Consider the following 22,621-nt stretch of genomic DNA (forward strand, 5'->3'; position numbering starts at 1 on the left):
ACGTCATACAATATACATATTCAGGTTAAATAACCATCTTACATATATTATTACAAATGAAAGAATGGAATAGTCAGATTCTTTTCTCTTGTCGTCTTACTTATTACGTGGATTATGGGGTGGTGCGCGAATGTTGATTACTTAGTCATACAGAGTGAGGCTTCTAACGGAGGTGAATATAAAGAATTACATTTTTCCTCAAGGTCTATAATCCCTCCGCTGGTTGTAGGAAAACAATATTATTTCGTGTCTGATCAAAGGTACTTTCAGCACCCATATATCCGTTATGTAGAGGAGTAAACTAGAACGAGACAAAAGTGTGCATGCAACTCAGGTCAAATATTCGTGCATCCTGGCTGCTAAGATGGAGTCGAAAGGAGGGAACCCCCGTGTACGAATGGAACGAAATGGTCCAGCTTATGATTGATTGGATTGATAATAATCTTACTTCAGCACCATCGTTGTTGAGAATGTCCGACCAGTTAGGCTATTCCCCTTACTACTGTACAAAACAGTTTCATTCTCTAACAGGAATGACGTTAAGGGATTATGTATGGATGCGCAGGATTAGTCGTGCAGCCCTTGAACTCCGGGACAGCAATGTCCGCATCCTCGATGTTGCCGTAAAGTACGGGTTTTCTTCACAGGAAGCTTTTACACGAGCATTTGTAAAAGCGTTCGAGGTAACTCCGGCTGTATACCGGAAGGAGCCCCGTCCTATTCCATTAGCCATTCGCGCCGAGGTATTCTCTCCTTATCATTACCATTTGAAGGAGCGGAATAAGATGGTTAAGGAGCATTTACAAGAAGCCGAAGTCAAAATTGAGCATATACCAGCACACAAATTTATTGGAATCTGGGATATCTCTTCTCGAAACTACGGCGATTTCTGGAGAAACGGCCATAATTGTGATGAAATTTGCGGAACCCTGGAAAGTATGTCTCACCTCAAGCTTCCCGGACAATTAGGTCAAACTGCAGGCTGGTTCTATCAGAATGGTCAGAAGGGCTATCTGTATGGAATACCGGTTGCTGCTGACTACAATGGAGAGATCCCAGCAGGTATGGAGTGCCGAAACATCCCCGAATCAGATTACCTGGTGTTTTTCCACCCGCCCTTCCATTATTTAAAAAACAATGGAGATGTTATGAGAGTGGTGGAGGAAAAAGCTTGGAGCTTTGACCCACGCAGTATGGGATATACATGGGATGAGGAAACGAAGCAGGATTATCAACGGCATTTCCCTGAGGGATACGGCTACGCAGTGTTACGCCCTGTAAAAGAAGTGTAGTAAAAAATCACCAGAAGCCGCCACGATCTCAGGATGCGGGTAATCGTCTCGCGGCTTCTCTTTTAAAAGGAATGGAGGTATAGGCTATGAAATCCTTTCGCTTTTGGCTGGTCCTAGTCTCTTGTATAGTTATTGCTGTAAATCTTACAGGGTACGACGACTATAATATACTATTGGCTATGATTAGCCCGTTGGTTTGGATGTATGAATCTTTTCAATTTGTGCGAAAAGCACATATCCCTATAGCCGTTGTATACTTTACTACGATAGGTTTCTGGTATCTCATTGGATACGTTGTCGATCGTTTGATTAGAAAATCAAAAAATTAAAATCAATTGAAATTATTTTCTAAATCATCATCTACCTTCTCAGGCTCGTACTCGACTGTTTTATAGTCAGGTGAAGAAGGAATCATATTGACCACAACATTCCTCATTTGTAGCTTGTACTTTCCTTCTTCAAAAGCAAGAATATGCTTGATAGGAGGTAACTCCATATCCTTATACTTCGTTTTCGAAGAAACAACAATCTTGGAAGGGTCAGAATCATCCACAGACATGATACGATAATCTATCGGTGTCCCTTGGGCTTTTAGAAAATTAAGTCGTGCCCTCTCTGTTTTAAAACGATAATCATCAGACAGTGAAAGCATCTTATCGTAGTCACGACTCATAGAAGCGTTCATATATTCTGAAAATGTAGAGACAGCAGCCTCTTTGGGCTTATCGGGAAGTTTATAAGGTTCCTTATCCCCTCCAAAACCAGTAGCAACTACGGTCAAAATCCCTCCAAGAACAATCAAACAAGCCAACTTCTTATGTAGCGCAATCTTCAATGAAGAAAATCTCCCTCGCTAAAATTCAACCATATATTTGCAACATATACAGAGTTGTCGCCTTTCATAATAAGTCAACTTTTACTTAGATGCGGCTTGATAATGTTTACATGTATAGTCTTATTTATTAGGGTACTATTTACAGTCGCGCCCATAACCTCTGAAACCCATCTGAGAGGCACCATCACACGATTGGGTGATACTGGCATAACAGGCGCACTAGGCATTATTGTTTCTTTATCATTTACATAAGCTACTTTACTGCCAATAGTCAGACGTACGATTTCGCCATGCTCAGAAAAGATTGTAACCTCCTGCTTCTCTCTATTCCAGCTTACACTTTCGCCCAAACTCTCGGATACAAATCGAATAGGGACATACGTTGTATTGGTTGCTCGTTCGATATAAGGATTTGCATCAGATGTGACTTCAACATTGTTTACTGTAAGGACAAGATTGTACAGATATTTAGGAAGTGCAGCATTTGCTTGATCTACGGTTACAAAGCAAATCACCGCAAATAGTATAGTATTAACTGCTCTTTTCAACATGTGATATCTCCTTTTTCAGGTAGAAACGAATTTATGAAACTCATTGAAACTTGAAATTCTACGGAATATGACTATGCAAATAGCTTGCATATCACAAGAATGTATACCTCAACTAAAAGCATACCACATTACCTAATTTCCCCCAATATTAGTTGTGGGCATGCGGGCCTGATTTTGCAGTATCTGTAGAATTTTATAATCCACTTGATCCATTCACTACATCTCCTTAAACACAAGATCTTAATTGATTTATAGAGTAAAAAGAAAACCAGTCCAACACATTGTAAGCGTGTATTGGACTGGTGGATGTGTACACGTTGGCTTCCAGACAAATTAGATCAGCGTATAACCGCCATCCGGGAATAGCACGCTTCCGGTGGTGAACTTGTTAGTCATCAGGTACAACACCGTATGTGCGATTTCCTCATTATACCCCACTCGCCGTAGCAAGGTTACTTCCTTGTATTCCTCAAAAGCCTGCGCCCGCTGCTCCCCCTCGGGGCCGTCCCGCCAGATCGTGCCGGGAGACACCACATTGACCCGTACTGGAGCTAACTCCACCGCCAACGCCTTGCCCAAACTTTCAATCGCCCCGTTAGCCGCTCCATATGTAGCACCAAATCCCATCGGCCGTTGACTGAAGGCTCCAGACATGAGAACGATTGAGCCATCCTTGGAGATATGCGGTACCGCATGCTTGGCAGCAAAATACTGCGGCCAGAATTTTCCCTCGAATGGAGTCTTCGCCTTTTCCGTATCTATGGTGATCGGACCACGTGTATAGCTCGCACCCGGAGTAAACAAATGATCGAATGCGCCGACCTTTTCAAAAAACGCCTGTACTTCCTCTTCCTTTTGATTGTTCAATTGAAAGGTCTCCACCGCTTCTGTAGGAATGACCTTCTTCGCCTGCTCCAGCTTTTCTGCAGAACGGCCAGCGATTACGATACTCGCTCCTTGCTTTGCTGCTTCTATGGCTGTTGCCAGCCCTATCCCTGCACTGCCGCCAATCACGACAACACGTTGATTATGTAAATTCATACTATTATCATCTCCTTTATAAGGATTGTATCATAACTATTTTATAAGCATATATATTTTTATTCGGGTGAACTTTCAAGGGCTATATTCTTGCGATAGGATGTCGGCGACTGACCGGACCAGCGTTTGAATTGCCTGCTAAAATGTGCAATATCCCCATAGCCGAGCAAATCAGCAATTTGCTGCACTGACCATTGCGGATCAGCCAGCAGCAGCTTGGCCTCATGCAAGACAAGCTCGGATAGATACACCCGCGGAGATACGCCAAAAACGCTACGGAATACACGATTACAATGAGATACGCTAATACCCAGTTCGGATGAAATACCCTCGATCCCATCCTGTTTTTCCAACGAGCCGGCCTGTCTATAAGGCTGATTGACCCTGCCCTGAAGACGACTTGCAATCTGATGGGCAAGCTCTGCCTGCACATATCCACGCCCTGGCAGATGAGCGGCTTCACTGGATACAGCCTCCCACAACGTTGCGAACAGTTCGAACACAGCAGATTGAATCCGCATACGCTTTGCCACTGAATCACCATCTATACCTTTGTCTTCAAGCGCAGAAAGACCGAGCAGCTTGCCTAGCGCTGGTCCCATCTGCTTCGCTACTGTGCCATCCGCTGGAAAAAGTACTTGCTCCAAACGACTCAGGAGCGAAAGAAACAATTTATCATCAATGTCGAAATGCATGCAAAAATACGTAAACCCCTCCCCGTTACTACGGCTGGAGTGGATAACTCCCGGGCGCAAGAGCATCAGATCCCCCTGTCGCTGAATATAGCTGCGACCATCCACAACCATGATCTGCTCTCCCGCAAGCACGATGTTAATTTCATATTGCGGATGTTCATGTGGCGGATAGCTCCACTCTCTTCCGACACTTCGTGTATGAATGGCAAACAGATTGACCGTAGTCCGCACATCGGGAAAGAAGAATTCCTCTCCGGCGACCGTAAGGTCTGGATCATGGGGTCGCTTTGGCAAACGTGGTGACGGCATGTTCTCCCTCCTGGCTTACATATATCGATATACTCCAGTATATCGTTTCCAGCGCGATTTGGATAAATAGTTGAGCGATTTGACAATGGTTCCTCGGCACATGTCATGCTAGGCTCTAATTGAAGTTAGTCAATGTTAAATTTTATCATGAAAGGGGTTTCAATATATGTCGAAAAATATATTTTATAACACGCAGCATGCACCTATCGGTTCATTCTCCAGCTTTACACTTGGGTTTAAGGGTAATCGCGGCGGACTCGGCCTGGAACTGGGCAAGCCTGCTGATGAAAATGTATACATCGGGCTGCAATCCAGGGATGGCGGATCGTATGAGGCGCTTCCCTTTTTTGCATCCATACAGGATGAAAGTACCCGCTATGATGTGGAGAAAAAGGATAAAAAAACGGAGCCTCTGCTCGTTGCCTTTGCCGATCAGGACATCACCCGTGAGCTAAAAGCAGGAACCGATACATGGCAGGCAGGCGATTTGACATTCCGGCTGTACTCCCCCGTTCGCCCGGTGCCCGAGCCGGGAATTGCGGGCATAGATGAGCTGCGGGCAGCGTTGGTTCCGGCTGTATTTGCCGAGCTGACGATCGATAATACACAGGGTGCTGCTGCACGGAGAGCCTTTTTCGGCTACCAGGGCAGTGACCCGTATAGCGGCATACGCATTATAGGAGAAGATCCACGCAGGGACGTTATGGATTCTCCTCAATTGGGGGAAAGACTCACAGGCATCGGTCAAGGACGAAGCACTGCTATTGTGACCAACAGCAGCGAAGCGGTACCTGCCAGCGGATTTGCGATGGAGAAGCTACTTGGGGAGACCATGGCTGATAACTTATCCTTTGGCTTAGGTGCAACGGGTGCGCTCCTGATGGACGTTCCCGCAGGGGAGAAGCGCACGTACGCCTTCGCTATATGCTTTTATCGCGGCGGCATTGTGACAACAGGCATTGAAGCATCTTATTACTACACCCGGCTGTTCAAGGACATCGAAGACGTGGGAAGCTATGCGTTGAAGCATTTTACCAACCTAACCGCAGCCTGTGTTCAGGCGAACGACTGGATCGAATCGGCGAGCTTGAGTCTGGATCAGGAATTTATGCTCGCACAGGCCATTCACAGCTATTACGGCAGCACTCAATTGCTCAGTCAGCAAGAGGATGGCGAACCGATCTGGATTGTGAACGAAGGCGAGTACCGAATGATGAATACACTCGATCTGACGGCAGACCAGCTTTATTATGAATTGATTTTGAATCCATGGACGGTGCGCAACGAGCTGGAGTGGTTTGTCCAAAGGTACAGCTATCGGGATGAAGTACGCTTCCCGGGGGAGGAACAGGCCTATCCCGGTGGGATCACGTTTACACATGATATGGGCGTGGCCAATGTGTTCTCCCGGCAAGGGTATTCCTGTTATGAGCTGGCAGGGATTGACGACTGCTTCTCTTACATGAGCCACGAGGAACTGGTGAACTGGCTTTGCTGCGCCACGGTATATATCGAGCAGACACAGGATCAGTCATTTACGACACGTATGCTGCCTGTCTTGTGCGACTGCTTTGAAAGCATGCTACGGCGGGATCATCCAGACCCGGCGCAACGAAACGGCTTAATGGGTCTAGACAGCTCAAGAACCCAGGGAGGGGCAGAAATTACGACTTACGATAGTCTGGATGTATCCCTGGGTCAATCCCGCAATAACATTTATTTAGGCAGCAAATGCTGGGCGGTATATGTTGCGCTGGAAAAGATATTTGCCTCAAAGGGGCTTAACTCCCTTTCACAGGAAGCTGGCTTACAGGCAGACAAATGCGCAGCTTCAATCACCACTCACATGACTGACAAGGGCTATATTCCTGCAGTCATTAAGGAAGGCAACGACTCGCAAATCATTCCTGCCATTGAAGGGCTGATCTTCCCCTATTTTACAGGATGTGAAGATGCGCTTAAGAGTGATGGGCGGTTCGGTGGATATATCCAGGCACTTCGACGCCATTTGCAAACCGTACTGGTACCAGGAGTTTGTCTATTTGAAGACGGAGGCTGGAAGCTATCCTCGACCAGTAACAACTCCTGGTTAAGCAAAATCTATCTGTCACAGTTTATTGCTCGTGAGCTACTGGAGCTGCCTTGGCAGGAAACGGGGCAGGCGGCTGACGCAGCCCATGTCTCATGGCTCCTCCATCCTGAAGAATCCTATTGGTGCTGGAGCGACCAAATGCTCTCCGGTATTGCCCACGGCAGCAAATATTACCCACGCGGGGTTACCGCTATTTTGTGGCTGTATGAAGGCAAAGGGAATCGGCTGACCCTCCCTCAGCATATGAGTCAAGATGAGAAGCAGCATGCCTGAGACGAACGAACCCTCACTCGTCCAAAGGAGGCCCAAATAATATGAGCAAGCGTATGGATATGCCCAAAGGGAGCGGCTATGACGCTTGGCTGCACTATCACCGCGACCAATTTGTAGAAAAGATGCCTGCTTGGTGCAGAGTCATCGTAGTTCATGAAACAGATGATGAAGTGCTTCAAACGGCTGCGAGTGAGCTTCGGCAAGGATTGGCTGCCATGTTCGGACAGCAGCCGAAGATAAGTACCGCTCCTGTCCATGTACCATTCGTTGCGCTGGGTACGTTCCAGGACCATCCATGTGTCGCAGAACGGTTTAGTGCAGAAGAACAGGCAGAAGTGAGCGCAGAAGGCTACCGAATTCGTGGAGTAGAAGTGCCGAAACTTGCAGATTCAACTGGGCAAGATCACGATGATATCAAAGGACAGTGCGTTACAGTCGCGGGTCAGACCTCCAAAGGAGTATTGTACGGAGTCTTTCATTTGCTGCGCTACCTGCAAGGAGGACTAGACGGCAATCTGAAGCCCACTGCCGGGGAATCATTGCACGCTCCCACTCTAGACCTGCTGTCTAATCCGGGTAACTCCATTCGCATGATCAACCACTGGGATAACATGGATGGTAGTGTTGAACGTGGATATGCCGGGGCATCTATTTTCTACAACCATAATACCTTTACTACAAATATGGAGCGCCTTCGAGACTATGCCCGTCTACTCGCTTCTGTAGGCATTCAGGCGTTATCCATTAACAATGTGAATGTCCATCAGGTAGAAACTGAGCTGATCACAGAGCGGTTTTTACCTGATGTAGCCAAAGTAGCAGCCGTATTTCGCGCCTATGGTATCCAAATCTACTTGAGCATTAACTATGCCAGCCCGATTCAGCTCGGTGGATTAACCACAGCCGATCCTCTGGATCCCGGTGTAGCTGAATGGTGGCAGACCAAAGCACAGGAGGTTTACGCAGCCGTTCCCGATCTGGGTGGTTTTGTGGTCAAGGCCGATTCTGAAAATCGGCCCGGTCCCTTCAGCTATGGGCGCCATCACGCCGATGGAGCCAACATGCTGGCGGATGCGCTACGGCCCTATGGCGGGCGTGTGATTTGGCGCTGCTTTGTCTACGACTGCAAACAGGACTGGCGTGACCGCAAGACGGATCGGGCTCGCGCGGCCTTTGACCATTTTAAACCACTGGATGGGCTGTTCCGGGAAAATGTCATTTTACAGATCAAAAATGGCCCGATGGATTTTCAAGTGCGGGAGCCTGTATCCCCCCTATTCGGCGCGCTGAAAGCCACTCAGGTACTGCTGGAATTTCAAATTGCGCAGGAGTATACCGGACAACAAAAACATCTATGTTATCTGGCTCCGCAATGGAAGGAAGTGCTCGATTTTGATACCTACTCACAGGGAAAAGGCTCCACCATCAAGCGTATCGTGAGTGGCGTTTTGCATAGCAACAGCGGTTCTGATTCTCCTCGCAGGGAGACTATGGTCCATGCAAACAGCGGTAGTTTCCAGGAGGAGCCAACACATCATGTTCCCAAGCACAACAACTTTGGAATAGCCGCTGTTTCCAATATTGGTGCAGACACCAATTGGACCGGGCATTTGCTCGCCCAGTCCAATCTTTACGGCTACGGCCGGTTGGCATGGAACCCGGATCTATCCGCAGATGAAATCGCAGATGAATGGGTTCGGCTGACATTTAACAATAAAGGTAAGGATGACGATGATACCGAGTTGATTTCTACCATTAAACAGATGCTACTCGATTCATGGAATATTTACGAATCTTACACCGCCCCCCTTGGGGTCGGTTGGATGGTCAGTCCCAATCACCACTATGGGCCGGATGTGGACGGGTACGAATATTCGATGTGGGGCACCTACCATTTTGCCGATTGCCAGGGGATCGGAGTAGATCGGACGACTGCAACTGGAACGGGCTATGCAGGACAATATTTTCCTCCTGTTGCCGGGATCTACGAGTCTACAGACACCTGTCCGGATGAACTGCTCTTATTCTTTCACCACGTCCCTTATACGCACATGCTCCATTCTGGACAAACGGTCATACAGCATATTTATGATACTCATTTTGAAGGTGCAGAACGTGCGGCCCATCTCCGAGACACATGGGTTAGCCTGCATGAGCAACTAAATGAAAGGGTGTATGAACAGGTGCTGGCGCGACTAGAGCATCAGGCTGAGCACGCCAAGGAATGGCGGGATCGAATCAATACGTATTTTTATCGCAAAAGTGGTATTCCCGACGAAAAAAATCGTCCTATCTATTAAGAAGGTTGTCTCATGCAATACTTGCATACACACTGGGGTTTTCTTTCCCTTATTTTATTGCGGGAATTTACTATCTATAAAAGACACGCGTCTTATTCAGACCTGTGTCTTTTTTTCTTGGTCTAATTTAAGCACACGGTTGCTAACGCAAAATGTCATATTTGTCCACCTTGAGTGTGCAATAAATTCTTCTTTTTATGCAACCGCTTGCTCTATACTATTTTTGTAGACGTTTACAAAATGTTGTCGAATTAGACTATGCTTTGGGGAGGATGATCGGTTTGACCTTGTATCGAAGTCTATGGAAAAAAGGGTGTATGCTTCTACTAAGCCTTGTGCTGTCTCTGACCGCCTTCATTGGCTCACCCTCTAATACGGCGAGCGCCGCGGTTGCAGATGATTTTCAGGCTTCCGTTATGGGACCACTGGCGAAAATCAACGACTGGGGTTCCTTCAAAAAGCAACTGCAAACGTTGAAAAACAATGGCGTGTATGCCATCACTACCGACGTCTGGTGGGGCTATGTGGAGAGCGCAGGAGATAACCAGTTCGATTGGAGCTACTACAAAACCTATGCAGATGCCGTGAAAGAAGCGGGACTGAAGTGGGTTCCTATTATCTCTACGCATAAGTGTGGAGGAAATGTGGGAGATGATTGCAACATCCCACTGCCAAGCTGGCTGTCAAGCAAGGGTAGTGCAGATGAAATGCAGTTCAAGGACGAAAGCGGCTATGCCAATAACGAAGCCCTTTCCCCATTGTGGAGCGGGACTGGCAAACAATATGACGAGTTGTATGCCTCATTCGCTCAAAACTTTGCCGGGTATAAAAGTATCATTCCCAAAATTTATTTAAGCGGCGGTCCTTCCGGGGAATTGCGCTATCCGTCCTACTACCCGGCAGCGGGCTGGAGTTACCCGGGACGGGGCAAGTTCCAAGCCTATACTGAAACAGCCAAAAATGCATTCCGTACAGCTATGAATGACAAGTACGGATCATTGGACAAGATTAATACTGCTTGGGGCACCAAGCTTACCAGCCTTAGCCAAATCAATCCACCGACCGACGGGGATGGATTTTACACGAACGGCGGGTATAATTCCGCGTATGGAAAGGATTTTCTGTCGTGGTACCAAAGTGTGCTTGAGAAGCATCTAGGTGTCATCGGAGCAGCTGCCCACAAGAACTTCGATTCTGTGTTTGGTGTCCGGATTGGGGCCAAAATTTCCGGTCTGCACTGGCAGATGAACAATCCTGCCATGCCGCACAGCACAGAACAAGCAGGTGGATATTATGATTACAACCGTCTCATTCAGAAGTTCAAGGATGCCGATCTAGACTTGACATTTACTTGCCTGGAGATGAGTGACAGTGGCACAGCACCGAATTATTCGTTGCCGTCCACCTTGGTTGATACCGTCTCCTCCATCGCGAATGCCAAGGGTGTTCGCCTGAATGGTGAAAATGCACTCCCGACAGGCGGCAGCGGATTCCAAAAAATCGAGGAGAAAATCACGAAGTTCGGTTATCACGGGTTTACGTTATTGCGCATCAACAATCTCGTCAACAATGACGGCTCACCAACCGGTGAGTTGAGTGGATTTAAACAATATATCATCAGCAAAGCCAAACCTGACAATAATGGCGGTACAGGCAACAAAGTAACGATATACTACAAAAAAGGCTTCAACTCGCCTTACATTCACTACCGCCCGGCTGGCGGAAGCTGGACTGCTGCGCCTGGTGTGAAAATGCAGGCTGCCGAAATTAGCGGCTATGCTAAAATTACCGTCGATATCGGTTCTGCCTCCCAATTGGAAGCCGCCTTTAACGACGGCAATAACAACTGGGACAGCAACAACACCAAAAACTACTCGTTCAGTACAGGCACTTCTACCTACACGCCTGGTAACAGCGGCAATGCAGGAACGATTACATCAGGCGCTCCAGCGGGCACGAATCCCGGGGATGGCGGCGGTACAGCTAACAAGGTAACGGTATACTACAAAAAAGGCTTCAACTCACCTTACATTCACTACCGTCCGACTGGCGGTAATTGGACTGCTGTGCCTGGCGTGAAAATGCAGGACGCCGAGATTAGCGGCTATGCTAAAATTACCGTCGATATCGGTTCTGCCTCCCAATTGGAAGCTGCTTTTAATGACGGCAATAACAACTGGGACAGCAACAACACTAAAAACTACCTTTTCAGCACTGGAACTTCTACCTACACACCCGGCTCTAACGGAGCCGCAGGAACCATCCGAACAGGGGCACCTTCAGGGAGTGTCCTCAGCGTAGTGACTTCCACCTACGCCACCGACCTCAACGAAGTTACAGGACCTATCCAAACAGAAAAACTTTCAGGTGTATCCTTAAACGTAAGCACTTCTACCTACGCACCCAACTCTAACGGAGTTGAAGTAACAGCTCAAACGGAGGCGCCTTCGGGCGTCTTCACCCCTATGGATCTGGGTACCCTCTCCAAGCCCACCTCCCTCAGCACAGACTGGAGCAAACAGAGCATTTATTTTATCATGACAGATCGTTTCAGCAACGGTGATCCATCCAACGATAACTACGATGGCTTCAATTCCAACAACAGTGATCAGCGCAAGTGGCATGGTGGCGATTTTCAAGGTATTATTAACAAACTCGACTACATTAAAAATATGGGGTTTACCGCGATCTGGATTACTCCAGTAACGATGCAAAAGAGTGAATACGCTTACCACGGCTATCATACGTATGATTTTTATGCAGTAGATGGGCATCTCGGAACAATGGACAAGCTCCAAGAGCTGGTTCGCAAGGCACATGACAAAAATATTGCTGTGATGCTGGACGTAGTTGTGAATCACACAGGTGATTTCCAACCCGGGAACGGGTTCGCCAAGGCTCCTTTTGACAAAGCAGACTGGTATCATCACAATGGTGACATTACAGGTGGGGACTACAACTCCAACAATCAATGGAAAATCGAAAATGGTGATGTAGCTGGACTGGATGACCTAAATCATGAAAACCCTGCTACCGCAAACGAGCTTAAAAACTGGATCAAATGGCTGCTTAATGAGACAGGCATCGACGGGCTGCGGGTGGATACCGCCAAGCATGTACCGAAGGGTTTTCTAAAGGATTTTGACCAAGCTGCCAATACCTTCACCATGGGTGAAATTTTCCATGGCGACCCTGCTTATGTGGGCGATTACACCCGGTATCTTGATGCTGCACTAGATTTTCCGATGTATTATACAATCAAGGACGTGTTCGGACACGATCAATCCATGAGAAAAATCAAGGATCGCTACTCCGATGATCGTTACTATCGCGATGCTCAGACCAACGGTGTATTTATCGACAATCATGATGTAAAACGTTTCCTGAATGACGCATCTGGCAAGCCGGGTGCTAACTATGACAAATGGCCACAGCTCAAGGCCGCTTTGGGCTTTACTCTGACATCTCGCGGGATTCCAATTATCTACCAAGGCACAGAGCAAGGCTATAGTGGCGGAGATGATCCCGCCAATCGGGAGAATATGAATTTCAACGCCAACCATGACCTGTATCAGTACATCGCTAAGCTGAACTATGTGCGCAACAACCACCCTGCTCTGCAAAACGGTAGCCAAAGGGAAAAATGGGTGGACGACTCCTTTTACAGTTTCCAGCGCTCTAAAAATGGCGACGAGGCCATTGTATTTATCAACAACTCCTGGAATAGCCAAACCCGCACAATTGGCAACTTCGATAATCTGTCCAACGGAACCCGCCTGACTAACCAGCTGAGCAACGACTCCGTTCAGATTAACAACGGCTCGATCACCGTAACTCTCGCTCCAAAGGAAGTTAAAGTTTTCACCAAGTAACAGTCACATTCAGTTACATTGATTATTCAGATGTGCTAAAATAAGTTATAGAAGGATATACTAAAAAAGAGCAAGGATGCTGGTAACATCCCTACTCTTGGCAACAGCCGCTTTGAAGAGCGGTCGGCTGAAAAGGGCTAGCTATTAGAAATAGACCGTGTTTCCCTCTCCAGGGCGGTCTATTTCTTTTTGTTTTGGTTCAGTGCAATAACAATCGTAACGATTAATCCAATCAACGCTATTAATAGCGTGCCGAACATCATCATTAATGTCAGAGCATCCTTAACCTCCACAGGCATCACCTCCCTTCCGGGAGACTTAGCCGACCGCCCACCTAAGCCATTCTGTTGTTACTGGAATTATAGCACGTAAATCCATCCTTTTGCGACAACGTTTTACAGCTTTATCAAACTAATCTCATGTGAACACTCATCGTCCTTTGTTGCTTACACATTCTACTTTGTCTCTATACGGATATAGCTTCTTAACGCCAATAAGAGCCCCAACACAAAAATGAAACAAATACTGATGACTCCTCCAGGGACATTCGTAAATGTTCTGCCCAGTGTGCCGTGCGGAGAAAACAATAGCGGCACGGTCCATGGATAAAAGGTATTTCCAGGTGTATTAACCAAAACAAAATTTAAACACATAACCGTACACATCCCCATAATGGCGGGCACAAATTTTCTCCAGCGAATGGCGAAGAACGTGATGATCGGGATGAGCATAGCGTGCATAAGAATCATTTTTGGCGAAGATCCCCAGCTGATATATAACGATTTCAAAGGTTAGCGGTCTGGTCGTAATTAACATACCCAACAGCGCAGATAGCCCAAATGCCAACAGAAGACTGACAGCGATGTACATATAAATAACAAGCAGCTTGCTGAAGTAAAGACGACTCCGACGAACCGGGCTTGTGAACAAGGCCATATGGGTCCTCTCTTGATACTCCCTCGCATAGATATAGCAAGTCAAAATATAGTAGCTCATATACCCAGTCAAAAAGTTAATAAGAATAACAACACTCATAAAGTAGTCATTCCAACCATCACGGTCAATGGAATATTTGGTACTTCCCGTATAACTATAGAATTCCAAAGCAATGGTTAATGCTAAAATAATAATGCTTAACCAAAGAATTTTAGTACCTTTCAGTTTCAAGCACTCTACTTTGAACAGGGCAAGCATAGTAAACCTCCTTTGAAAAATACTCTCCCTCTAATTTCTTCTTTGATATGCCCATAAGGATAAAAACAATCCAAGAAGAAAAGTTATGGATAAACTCAACCACGCTATGAGAGTATTGACGTATATGATCGCACTTCCTTCATTGGGAGACAAAAGATAGGGTACAATCCACGGATACCATTCACTTTTGTACATAAAATTCAAAAATATAACAGTACAAACTGCGAGTACAACCACCATAATGCTTTTCCAGCGTATAGCAAAAAAAGAGGCGACCGGGATGAGCATCGCATGCATCACGCACATTTTGGCAAATACCTGGATTTGATATACCCAGATAGCCATCGTTAAAGGCCGATTTGTAATGAACATGCCTAATACTGCAGACAGAAACAGAACGATAAATAGCGACACAATAATAAACCCATAAATAATGATCAATTTACTAAAATAAAATTTAGCCCTGGTGACAGGCGTGGTAAACATAAAGATGTGCGTGTTTTCCTGGTACTCTCTCGCAAAAATATGACCCGTTAAAATGTAATAACTGACAAATCCGGCTGCAACATTAACGAAAAGGACTATGCCTTCAAAATAGTAGGTCCAACCCCGTTTATCAATTGAATATCTATAAAAAATAGCGCTCAAAGCGAATTCCAGCAGTACAACAGCCAGCAATATAATATAGCTTAACAGGAAGGCTTTAGAGCCTTTAAGCTTAATAAGTTCTGCTCTAATCACGTCGCCCATCCTCTCCTGAAATGAGAGTCAGAAAGTACTCCTCTAGCGTCTGTTTTGAAGTGTGTATCTCATAGACGGAAAATTGATGATCTATTAACTGTTTATTTAACGCAGATGTATTTTCAATCGGACTATAAATTCTTAGTTGTTGTGGAGATAATACCTGAGATTGTAGCTGCTTCATGTGCTCTTGTAGAAATGTCTGTACTACTTCTGCATCGTCTACTTTTAGATCTGTATATTGTTCAAAACCTTCCTCCAACTGACTCAGTCGATCTTCCGCTAACAGTTTTCCATTATGTATAATCCCGATCTGTGTAGCTAACTGCTGAATTTCGCTCAAAATGTGGCTGGAGATAAGAATGGTTTTTCCTTCTTCCTCGCACAATCACTTCAATAGCTGACGAATTTCCCTAATTCCAGATGGGTCCAGTCCGTTCGTCGGCTCATCTAATATAAGCAACTCAGGGTCATGAACAAGCGCCCTTGCAATCCCTAATCTTTGCTTCATTCCTAGGGAAAAATCCTTAAACTTTTTTTTGCCTGTATGTTCTAATCCTACCGTGGTTAAGGTTTGTTCAATTCTCCTATCATCCTGCACTCCCATGTACGTACAGCAGATTCTCAGATTATCGCGTGCACTCAAGTTTTCATATAGACCGGGTGTTTCAATAATTGTGCCAATCTTGGAAAAGATGGACGGGTAGTTTTTCTCCAACCGCTCGCCAAATAAAAAAACCTCCCCACTTGTAGGCTCAATCAGCCTCATCAGCATGCGGATGGTCGTTGTTTTGCCAGCTCCATTTTCACCTAGAAAACCGTAGATGCTGCCCCGTTCTACATGTAAGGAAATATCGTCTACAGCTATCGACATCCCAAACTGTTTGCGGAGTTCCTTCGTTTCAATAACATACTGCATTTCTTTCATCCTCCTATACACACCAAATACAACTATTATACAGATTTATCTATCCACAAAATGTAAAACTAATCACTATTATTCATTTGCGATCATTATCCCCATAAATACAAAACAGGCACCCGACGAAGCGTACACTTCGTTGCAGGTGCCTGTTTATATATAAACAACGTGGGAATACTTAGGCCTCAGTAGCCACGTTGATATTGTTCAGGTACGGAGGGCTTTTCGCCGCGCAGCGCCACCGCTGCATGAATCGCCCAATAAGGGTCGCGCAGCAATCCGCGTCCTACAGCGACCAGATCGGCATCCTTATTGCCGATTACAGACTGCGCTAAGGCTGGGTCATCCAGTATGCCGACGGCGATTACTGGGATGTTCAGCGCCTCGCGGATTTGGCGAGCAAACGGCACTTGATAGCCCGGGTAGTTGCCTGGTTTTCTGGCTCCAGCCGGGCCTTCTCCGCCCGAGCTGACATGGATCATATCTACGCCTGCAGCCTGATATGCGCGGCTCAGTTCAATAGCATGATCCACATCGTATCCACCATCTACGTATTCCACCGCGCTGATGCGGAAGATTAACGGCATACCCGCAGGCATTTGCTTACGCACAGCCTGAACGACTTCTACGCCGAAACGGGATAAATCCTTACCATACTCGTCATCCCGTTTGTTCGTAACTGGCGAGTGGAATTGGTGAATCAGGTACCCGTGTGCACCGTGAAGCTCGATTGTATCCACGCCTGCTTGAACCGCCCGGCGGGCAGCGTCTCCGAATTTTTGTACCATACCACGGACTTCCTCTGTGGTCAGTGCGCGCGGCTGTTTATAATTTGCATCCGGGTATGCAATGGCCGAAGGAGCCACCGGCTCTGCTGCATCCTCAGCTTTACGGCCTGCATGAGCAATCTGAATGCCAACCTTGGCCCCGTGCGCATGAATACCGTCAACCAGCTTTTTATACGCCGGAATATGTTCATCTGACCAAAGCCCCAGATCGTAATCCGTAATCCGCCCATCCGCTTCCACGTCCGTCATTTCTATAATAATCAGACCCGTGCCTCCAATTGCCCGGCTTAGGTAGTGGACATGATGCCAATCATTCGGAATTCCGTCCTTGGCTGTCACCGAGTATTGGCACATTGGGGCCATGACCACACGATTTTTTAACTCCAAATCTTTGAGTGTGTACGGTGTAAACAACGAAGTCTTCAAAACGCTCATCTCCTTTTTATCTCTACCACATAACTAAAAATGCGTTCCAAATTACACGGTCTATTATAAGCATAATCGGCACAGTCCAAACGAAACAAAGAGATTCCCCCAACCGGGGTATCCCTTCGTATTTGCACCTTGCAGTCATTATGTATATCGTAAGATTGTAGATATATTGCACACAATCTATTATCCACAACTTAATAACTTTTTGCAAGTAAATATTTAAATATTATTAAATATTTTTTTGTCTACATTTTTCCCGGCTCTTAGCCATAACACAAAAAGACGCCCTTACGGGCGCCTCTGCAAAACCAATTTTATTGCGCTGAGCCTAATTGGACCCATGCCTTCTCAATCTCTGCAACCGCCTGATCCTTGTTCATGTTACCACTGATATAAGCCTGCATCAGCTCACCAAATTTTTGGTGAAATGTATCCAGCGAGTAGTTGACAGACAGATCACCGGACTTGGATGTTTTCAAAATGCTATCCATTTCCTTAGGCATTTCCAGATCAGGAAGCGGTGCATCCTTAATTGGAGGAATCACCTTCGCTACCTGGGAGAACCAGTTCTTACCGTACTCCGAAGTGTACAGCCAGTTGAAGAATTCAATCGTTTCTTTGGATACTTCGGAGTCCTTGTTGATACGTAGCGCCTGATCCGCACCGGTAATGATGACCGATTGGTCCGCTTTGTCACTCACCGGATATCCCATGATGCCAATCTTGAGATCAGGGTTAATTTTCTTGATCGCTTCCTCATCCCACGCACCTTTACCCGTCATAAATGCAGCTTTTCCAGATGCAAAATCACTTACTCCCGCATTGCTGTCCCGTTCCAGCGGCTTATCTGTGCCATGTTTTACTGTCAGATCAATGAAGCTAAAGAAGTTGTTGTAGAGCACTGGATAGTCCTTGATTTTTGCTTTACCTGCAATAAAATCATCAACGAGCTGCTTTGGCTCTACCCCGGCATCCTGCGCAGCAGCATCTACATAGTGTTGGAAGATATGCTTCCATACCCACCACTCTTTATATGCATTAGCAAATGGAGTAATGCCCTTCGCCTCTAGCTTGGTAACAGCATCCTGCATCTCGGCAATCGTCTTCGGCGGAGAGGTTATTCCAGCCTTGGTAAGCAAATCTTTATTGTAAATCAAAGCAAACAGGTTCCCCTTGACTGGTAATCCCAGCACTTTGCCGTCACTGGAACTCATATTGGCCCGGACGGCATCCGTCATGGCTGCTGCCAGCGGTTCATTGGTCAGATCAGCGCTATAATCAGCATAGGTGTCGATGTCACCTCCGGCCGTGGTCTGGAACACATCCGGTGTACTGCCTGAAGCTATTTTTGACTTGAGAATGGTGTTGTAGTCTGCCTGCATGATCTCCAGATTGATCTTTACATTAGGCTTGACCTTTTTATACTCCTCAATATACGCGTTAAAGGCATCGGTATACTCCGGTGAGGCTGTAAACATGTTTATTGTAACCGTTTTCAAATCATCTTTGCCGCCAGTGCTTTCTTTAGCCGCATCTGTGCCACCACTACTTCCACATCCGCTCAACAAACCGACCGTCAAAAGCAAACTGCCGGATAACGCCATCATCTTCTTTAACATGGATACTCCCCCATCTGTTTGTGATCAACGTTCATGCGCTCATTCTAAAAAATATTGCCTCATTTAAAAAGGCAGATTAGTGAAGCGTTAAGGGTAAAAAAGTGGTTTATTGCAGGCTCACGCGATACTCTGAAGGTGACACCTGATAATAATTGCGAAAAGCCTTGCTGAAATAGTTTTTATCCTTGTAACCGAGCATATCGGAAATTTCCTGAATTTTCAGGCTGGAATCACCCAGTAGCTCCTTCGCCTTGTCCATTCTGACCTTCTGTACATATTCGTGAATGCCGTAACCAAATTGCTGCTTGAACAACTTCATCAGATATTCCCGGCTCAAAAAATAGGTTTCGGCAAAAAACGAGATTTTGATATCTTCAAAATAGTATCGCTCGATGTATTTTTTGATCTCTGTAATATCAAAGGGTTGGTTACCCGCCTGTGCATGTTGGACCCCGGCAATGTAGAGCTCCAGTATCTGGTATAGTCTCTGGCTGTAGTCGGCAAAGCTCACAAAATCAGCAGATAGCTCGCCTTCAATCACACGACCCAATTCCCCCAAAGTTCCCTCCTGATTAGACGCAGACATAGGCGTACCCAACTCAATCGCTGCTTCTCTCAGTAAAAAATGAAACTCCCGCAGCAATCGATCCGCATCCTGTAAACGGAAAATAGGACCTGTTGCCAATTGTTTCAGTAGATCGCCCAGGAGTACCTTTGCTCGGTTGGCCTGACCGGTCTGAGCATCCTTTTGGATCGACAACAGCCGATCCGTCCATGGCATTTCCTCTGACGTCCCCATTTGCCGCGGTACCGTATGGAGAATAGATTCCCCTTCCAGCTTCAACACATCTGTATTGTGAATGAACCTCTTGGCATCCCTATACGCAGAAGCCAGCTCCACTACGTCTGAACAGAGCTTGCCCACTCCGGCTGCTACCACCATACTGAACAGCCCATGCAGGTTCGCAACCGCCTTCTGTGCCACTTGTGCCAGTAGGAGGGACATATGTTCTTCTTGTCCTGGGGCCAGGGTACAGATCGAAACGACCTCACGCTCTCTTCGCGGATGGGGGAAGCTAAAACAACGCAACCGTTCATCTGATGTCTGCGCTAATACATTAGTTACGGCAAAATCCATCAGATCGACATCGCCATGAAAACGAGTCCTACGAATCTCATCCCTGTTCAGCAGCCGCAGCACAATCACCCCAAAGCGGTTCCCTAGCTGATCCGCTCCGATTAGTGGAAGCAACGCCGTATTGGCCTGCCTTTTAAAGCTGCCATCCAAAATGGATACATACAGCTTCTCTTTCAGCTTCGGCAAAGACATATTTAGCGTAATGTTTTGGTTAATGAACTCGTCTTGGCTTTGCTTGCGGGTTTCCAGAATGTCCACCGCCTTGCGCAGTGCCTGATTCAGATCCTGGCGATTGATAGGTTTGAGCAGATAATCTACCACCCGTGATTGAATCGCTTGTCGCGTGAACTCAAAGTCGTTGTAGCCACTAATGACAATGGTCAGCAGATGAGGATATGCCTTTTCGATCACACGAAGAAATTCAATGCCGTTCATCTCCGGCATTTTCATATCCACCATCACCACATCGATAGGGTGCTGACCGAGCAGTTCCATCCCCAACCTTCCATTCGTCGCCTCATAAATATGTTCGATGCCCAGACGATCCCAGTCTCCAACAATACGAATGGCCTCTCGTAACGGTTCTTCATCGTCAATAATCAATACGTTATACATGGTCGACTCCTCCCCGGGGAATTTGCATTCTCATTTCCGTTCCCGTTTCATCCGTAAGTATGAATAATCCTGCCTGATCTCCATACAAAAGCTTCAACCGTGTGTTCAAATTCTTCAAGCCAATATGCTCGCTCTCCCGCTCTTCCCATTTTTCGTGGAACGAATCCAACACTATTTTCAGCTTGTCCTCTGAAATTCCAGGTCCGTTGTCCCTGACTGCAATTGTAGCGTCTGTAGCACCCGATTCGGCTGAAATGACGATCAGAATGTCACTTGATACTTTTTCTAGTGCATGCTTGATAGAGTTTTCTACCAACGTTTGCACGGATAATCTCGGAATTGGCAGCTCCATCAGCGTGTCCTCCCATACCACTTCGACCTGAAGTCTCGCCCCGAATCTTGCCTTTTGCAGACCTATATATCGTTCAATATGCTTGAGCTCCTCGCGGGCAGCTACGATATCCTTGCCGTTGATGGAATACCGCAAAGTTTGGGCCAATGCATCCACCATATCCGCCATATCGAACATCTTCCGCTTTAATGCCTGTGTAGATATGGCTTGTAAGGCATTGTACAGAAAATGAGGATTAATCTCAGCCTCCAGCGCCTTGAGTATGGCATTCTTTTCAACCAGCTTCATGCGATAGCGCTCATTAATAAGTTCTTCGGTTCTTTGGACCATTTCGTTAAAGTGCAGCGACAAATATGCAATCTCGTCATGTCCCTTCACAGGAGCCCTTGCCTCAAAATCTCCGGTGCTGAACCGTTTCATCTGGGTAGATAGCTTATGTAAAGGTCGGGTAATTGCGTTCGAGGTCAGGGTCACCAAAATAATAGACACACCTAAAAATAAAGCCCCGATGACATAACTCCAATTCCGTGTGGTCGTAGCTGCCTCATAAATTTGGCGATATGGAATCGGCTTGATGAGCTGCCACCCGTCCTTTTCACCTGCATCATACACGACTAAATACTCCTGGTTGCTGTTGCTGTCTGACCACGTTACTTGTCCGCTTCCTCCCTCTCCGATCTGGGCCAATACGCCAGAATCACGCATTCGTTCATACAGCGGAAGGCTGTTCACATAAAAGGGAACCCGCTTGGGGCTGATTAGCATCAGTTGATCCCCTTTACCCAGTGGAATATTCCGCATGATTTCATCTACGGCGCTCGTGTTGTAATAAAAGGACAACACTGCCTGCGGGTGACGGGATGCAATCGATCTCAGCACTCGATGGTAAGCCATAAAGCTGGCTTGTGGCGCCACATAGCCCATATCAGAGCGGGACTCCACAAAGGATTGAAAAGATTCGTTAGCAGTGCTAGCCATCGCCTCTTTATACCAGGGAAGCTTGGGAATATCCGTGTTTATTCCTTTGCGTACTGTAATATTGTACGTTTCCCTAGTCACCACGTAGTATTGATGCCGGTCCGCCACATACAGATAAATCGCTTCCAGATCATTGCGGGAATAGAACATGTTGCGCAAGTAATTTTCAATGACCATTCGTGCAGCGTAGTCCCGGTTCTCATTGGCAATCGCGTTCATGATATCGTTATAGCGAAGCTGTGGAAGGGCCAACTGCTGCATTCCCTCCAAGTAATCCTCCAAATTCTGATTGACCAGCAGCAGATTATTCGTCGTGCTGGCGATGCTATGATTGACCGACTCCTTTTCAATCATCTGATAGGAAATAATCGTGAGTGAGCCCACCACCAGAATAATCACCGAGGTAAAAAGCAGAATGAGCTTGTTCACTAATTTTTGCGTAATCCGCCTCCACATGGATCGAAGGATTGTTCCTACATGCCCTGACATCATGATAACCGCCCCTTTTGAAAGCGTACACATTTTTACCCTCAACTGTTTTCTTAAATCCATTGGTCCGGCCCTAGGGGCTATCCTATACTT

General features: G+C 46.5%; 16 protein-coding genes and 1 pseudogene. 4 read left to right on the forward strand and 13 right to left on the reverse strand.

The window, feature by feature from the left end; translation table 11 throughout:
- Nucleotides 1-389: 389 nt before the first annotated feature.
- Nucleotides 390-1,292 carry an AraC family transcriptional regulator gene (locus tag MMB75_RS13735; protein ID WP_045244729.1) on the forward strand — a complete coding sequence of 301 codons (903 nt, stop codon included), beginning with the start codon at nucleotides 390-392 and terminating at the stop codon, nucleotides 1,290-1,292.
- 331 nt (nucleotides 1,293-1,623) lie between these two features.
- Here MMB75_RS13735 and MMB75_RS13740 read toward each other — a convergent pair whose 3' ends face one another.
- The 5 genes from MMB75_RS13740 to MMB75_RS13755 form a co-directional block, all read right to left on the reverse strand.
- Entirely contained in the window at nucleotides 1,624-2,127 is a 504-nt protein-coding gene (locus MMB75_RS13740; RefSeq protein WP_045244730.1) for a hypothetical protein, read from the reverse strand.
- 74 nt (nucleotides 2,128-2,201) lie between these two features.
- Nucleotides 2,202-2,678, reverse strand: a complete 477-nt coding sequence (locus MMB75_RS13745; RefSeq protein ID WP_045244731.1) for a copper amine oxidase N-terminal domain-containing protein — start codon at nucleotides 2,676-2,678, stop codon at nucleotides 2,202-2,204.
- 132 nt (nucleotides 2,679-2,810) lie between these two features.
- Complete coding sequence (locus tag MMB75_RS26255) at nucleotides 2,811-2,891, reverse strand: AsnC family protein (RefSeq protein WP_080942692.1); 81 nt, start codon at nucleotides 2,889-2,891, stop codon at nucleotides 2,811-2,813.
- 120 nt (nucleotides 2,892-3,011) lie between these two features.
- Nucleotides 3,012-3,719, reverse strand: coding sequence for an SDR family oxidoreductase (locus tag MMB75_RS13750; RefSeq protein ID WP_016822656.1), 708 nt, complete (start codon nucleotides 3,717-3,719; stop codon nucleotides 3,012-3,014).
- Nucleotides 3,720-3,778: 59 nt separating this feature from the next.
- Nucleotides 3,779-4,723 carry an AraC family transcriptional regulator gene (locus MMB75_RS13755; RefSeq protein WP_019688955.1) on the reverse strand — a complete coding sequence of 315 codons (945 nt, stop codon included), beginning with the start codon at nucleotides 4,721-4,723 and terminating at the stop codon, nucleotides 3,779-3,781.
- Nucleotides 4,724-4,889: 166 nt separating this feature from the next.
- Between MMB75_RS13755 and MMB75_RS13760 the strand changes: the two genes are divergently transcribed.
- From MMB75_RS13760 to MMB75_RS13770, 3 genes are all read left to right on the forward strand, one after another.
- On the forward strand, nucleotides 4,890-7,088 hold the full coding sequence (locus MMB75_RS13760) for a glycoside hydrolase family 52 protein (protein WP_045244734.1): 2,199 nt from the start codon (nucleotides 4,890-4,892) through the stop codon (nucleotides 7,086-7,088).
- A gap of 41 nt (nucleotides 7,089-7,129) precedes the next feature.
- The gene (locus MMB75_RS13765; RefSeq protein ID WP_045244735.1) at nucleotides 7,130-9,388 is read left to right on the forward strand and encodes an alpha-glucuronidase family glycosyl hydrolase; all 2,259 of its coding nucleotides are present in this window, start codon (nucleotides 7,130-7,132) and stop codon (nucleotides 9,386-9,388) included.
- 281 nt (nucleotides 9,389-9,669) lie between these two features.
- Nucleotides 9,670-13,260, forward strand: coding sequence for a family 14 glycosylhydrolase (locus MMB75_RS13770; RefSeq protein ID WP_257126457.1), 3,591 nt, complete (start codon nucleotides 9,670-9,672; stop codon nucleotides 13,258-13,260).
- Between the two features lie 179 nt (nucleotides 13,261-13,439).
- Here the strand turns inward: MMB75_RS13770 and MMB75_RS13775 are convergent, their stop codons facing one another.
- From MMB75_RS13775 to MMB75_RS13810, 8 genes and pseudogenes are all read right to left on the reverse strand, one after another.
- On the reverse strand, nucleotides 13,440-13,553 hold the full coding sequence (locus MMB75_RS13775; RefSeq protein ID WP_016822651.1) for a putative holin-like toxin: 114 nt from the start codon (nucleotides 13,551-13,553) through the stop codon (nucleotides 13,440-13,442).
- A 334-nt stretch (nucleotides 13,554-13,887) separates the two neighbouring features.
- Complete coding sequence (locus MMB75_RS13780; protein ID WP_230681891.1) at nucleotides 13,888-14,454, reverse strand: ABC transporter permease; 567 nt, start codon at nucleotides 14,452-14,454, stop codon at nucleotides 13,888-13,890.
- A 30-nt stretch (nucleotides 14,455-14,484) separates the two neighbouring features.
- Nucleotides 14,485-15,204 carry an ABC transporter permease gene (locus tag MMB75_RS13785; protein WP_044786981.1) on the reverse strand — a complete coding sequence of 240 codons (720 nt, stop codon included), beginning with the start codon at nucleotides 15,202-15,204 and terminating at the stop codon, nucleotides 14,485-14,487.
- Nucleotides 15,188-16,114: pseudogene (locus tag MMB75_RS13790) on the reverse strand (ABC transporter ATP-binding protein). The gene MMB75_RS13785 and the pseudogene MMB75_RS13790 overlap by 17 nt, the downstream one beginning before the upstream one ends.
- Before the next feature lie 188 nt (nucleotides 16,115-16,302).
- Nucleotides 16,303-17,331: an NADH:flavin oxidoreductase/NADH oxidase gene (locus MMB75_RS13795; RefSeq protein ID WP_016822649.1), complete on the reverse strand. Its 1,029-nt coding sequence runs from the start codon at nucleotides 17,329-17,331 to the stop codon at nucleotides 16,303-16,305.
- Nucleotides 17,332-17,651: 320 nt separating this feature from the next.
- Nucleotides 17,652-18,956 carry an ABC transporter substrate-binding protein gene (locus MMB75_RS13800; protein WP_016822648.1) on the reverse strand — a complete coding sequence of 435 codons (1,305 nt, stop codon included), beginning with the start codon at nucleotides 18,954-18,956 and terminating at the stop codon, nucleotides 17,652-17,654.
- 106 nt (nucleotides 18,957-19,062) lie between these two features.
- Entirely contained in the window at nucleotides 19,063-20,709 is a 1,647-nt protein-coding gene (locus tag MMB75_RS13805) for a response regulator (protein WP_045244736.1), read from the reverse strand.
- Complete coding sequence (locus MMB75_RS13810) at nucleotides 20,702-22,561, reverse strand: cache domain-containing sensor histidine kinase (protein ID WP_045244737.1); 1,860 nt, start codon at nucleotides 22,559-22,561, stop codon at nucleotides 20,702-20,704. The genes MMB75_RS13805 and MMB75_RS13810 overlap by 8 nt, the downstream gene beginning before the upstream one ends.
- Between the last annotated feature and the right edge of the window lie 60 nt (nucleotides 22,562-22,621).

Source organism: Paenibacillus sp. P2(2022), assembly GCF_029522175.1.
Classification (GTDB): Bacteria; Bacillota; Bacilli; order Paenibacillales; family Paenibacillaceae; genus Paenibacillus; species Paenibacillus polymyxa.

Bases quoted from the DNA above. Each gene is read 5' to 3' on its own strand.
- MMB75_RS13760 (WP_045244734.1), top strand. From the start codon at position 4,890: ATGTCGAAAAATATATTTTATAACACGCAGCATGCACCTATCGGTTCA.
- MMB75_RS13810 (WP_045244737.1), bottom strand. From the start codon at position 22,561: ATGTGTACGCTTTCAAAAGGGGCGGTTATCATGATGTCAGGGCATGTA.
- MMB75_RS13780 (WP_230681891.1), bottom strand. From the start codon at position 14,454: ATGCTTGCCCTGTTCAAAGTAGAGTGCTTGAAACTGAAAGGTACTAAA.
- MMB75_RS13765 (WP_045244735.1), top strand. From the start codon at position 7,130: ATGAGCAAGCGTATGGATATGCCCAAAGGGAGCGGCTATGACGCTTGG.
- MMB75_RS13755 (WP_019688955.1), bottom strand. From the start codon at position 4,723: ATGCCGTCACCACGTTTGCCAAAGCGACCCCATGATCCAGACCTTACG.
- MMB75_RS13805 (WP_045244736.1), bottom strand. From the start codon at position 20,709: ATGTATAACGTATTGATTATTGACGATGAAGAACCGTTACGAGAGGCC.
- MMB75_RS13785 (WP_044786981.1), bottom strand. From the start codon at position 15,204: ATGGGCGACGTGATTAGAGCAGAACTTATTAAGCTTAAAGGCTCTAAA.
- MMB75_RS13745 (WP_045244731.1), bottom strand. From the start codon at position 2,678: ATGTTGAAAAGAGCAGTTAATACTATACTATTTGCGGTGATTTGCTTT.
- MMB75_RS26255 (WP_080942692.1), bottom strand. From the start codon at position 2,891: ATGGATCAAGTGGATTATAAAATTCTACAGATACTGCAAAATCAGGCC.
- MMB75_RS13800 (WP_016822648.1), bottom strand. From the start codon at position 18,956: ATGTTAAAGAAGATGATGGCGTTATCCGGCAGTTTGCTTTTGACGGTC.
- MMB75_RS13750 (WP_016822656.1), bottom strand. From the start codon at position 3,719: ATGAATTTACATAATCAACGTGTTGTCGTGATTGGCGGCAGTGCAGGG.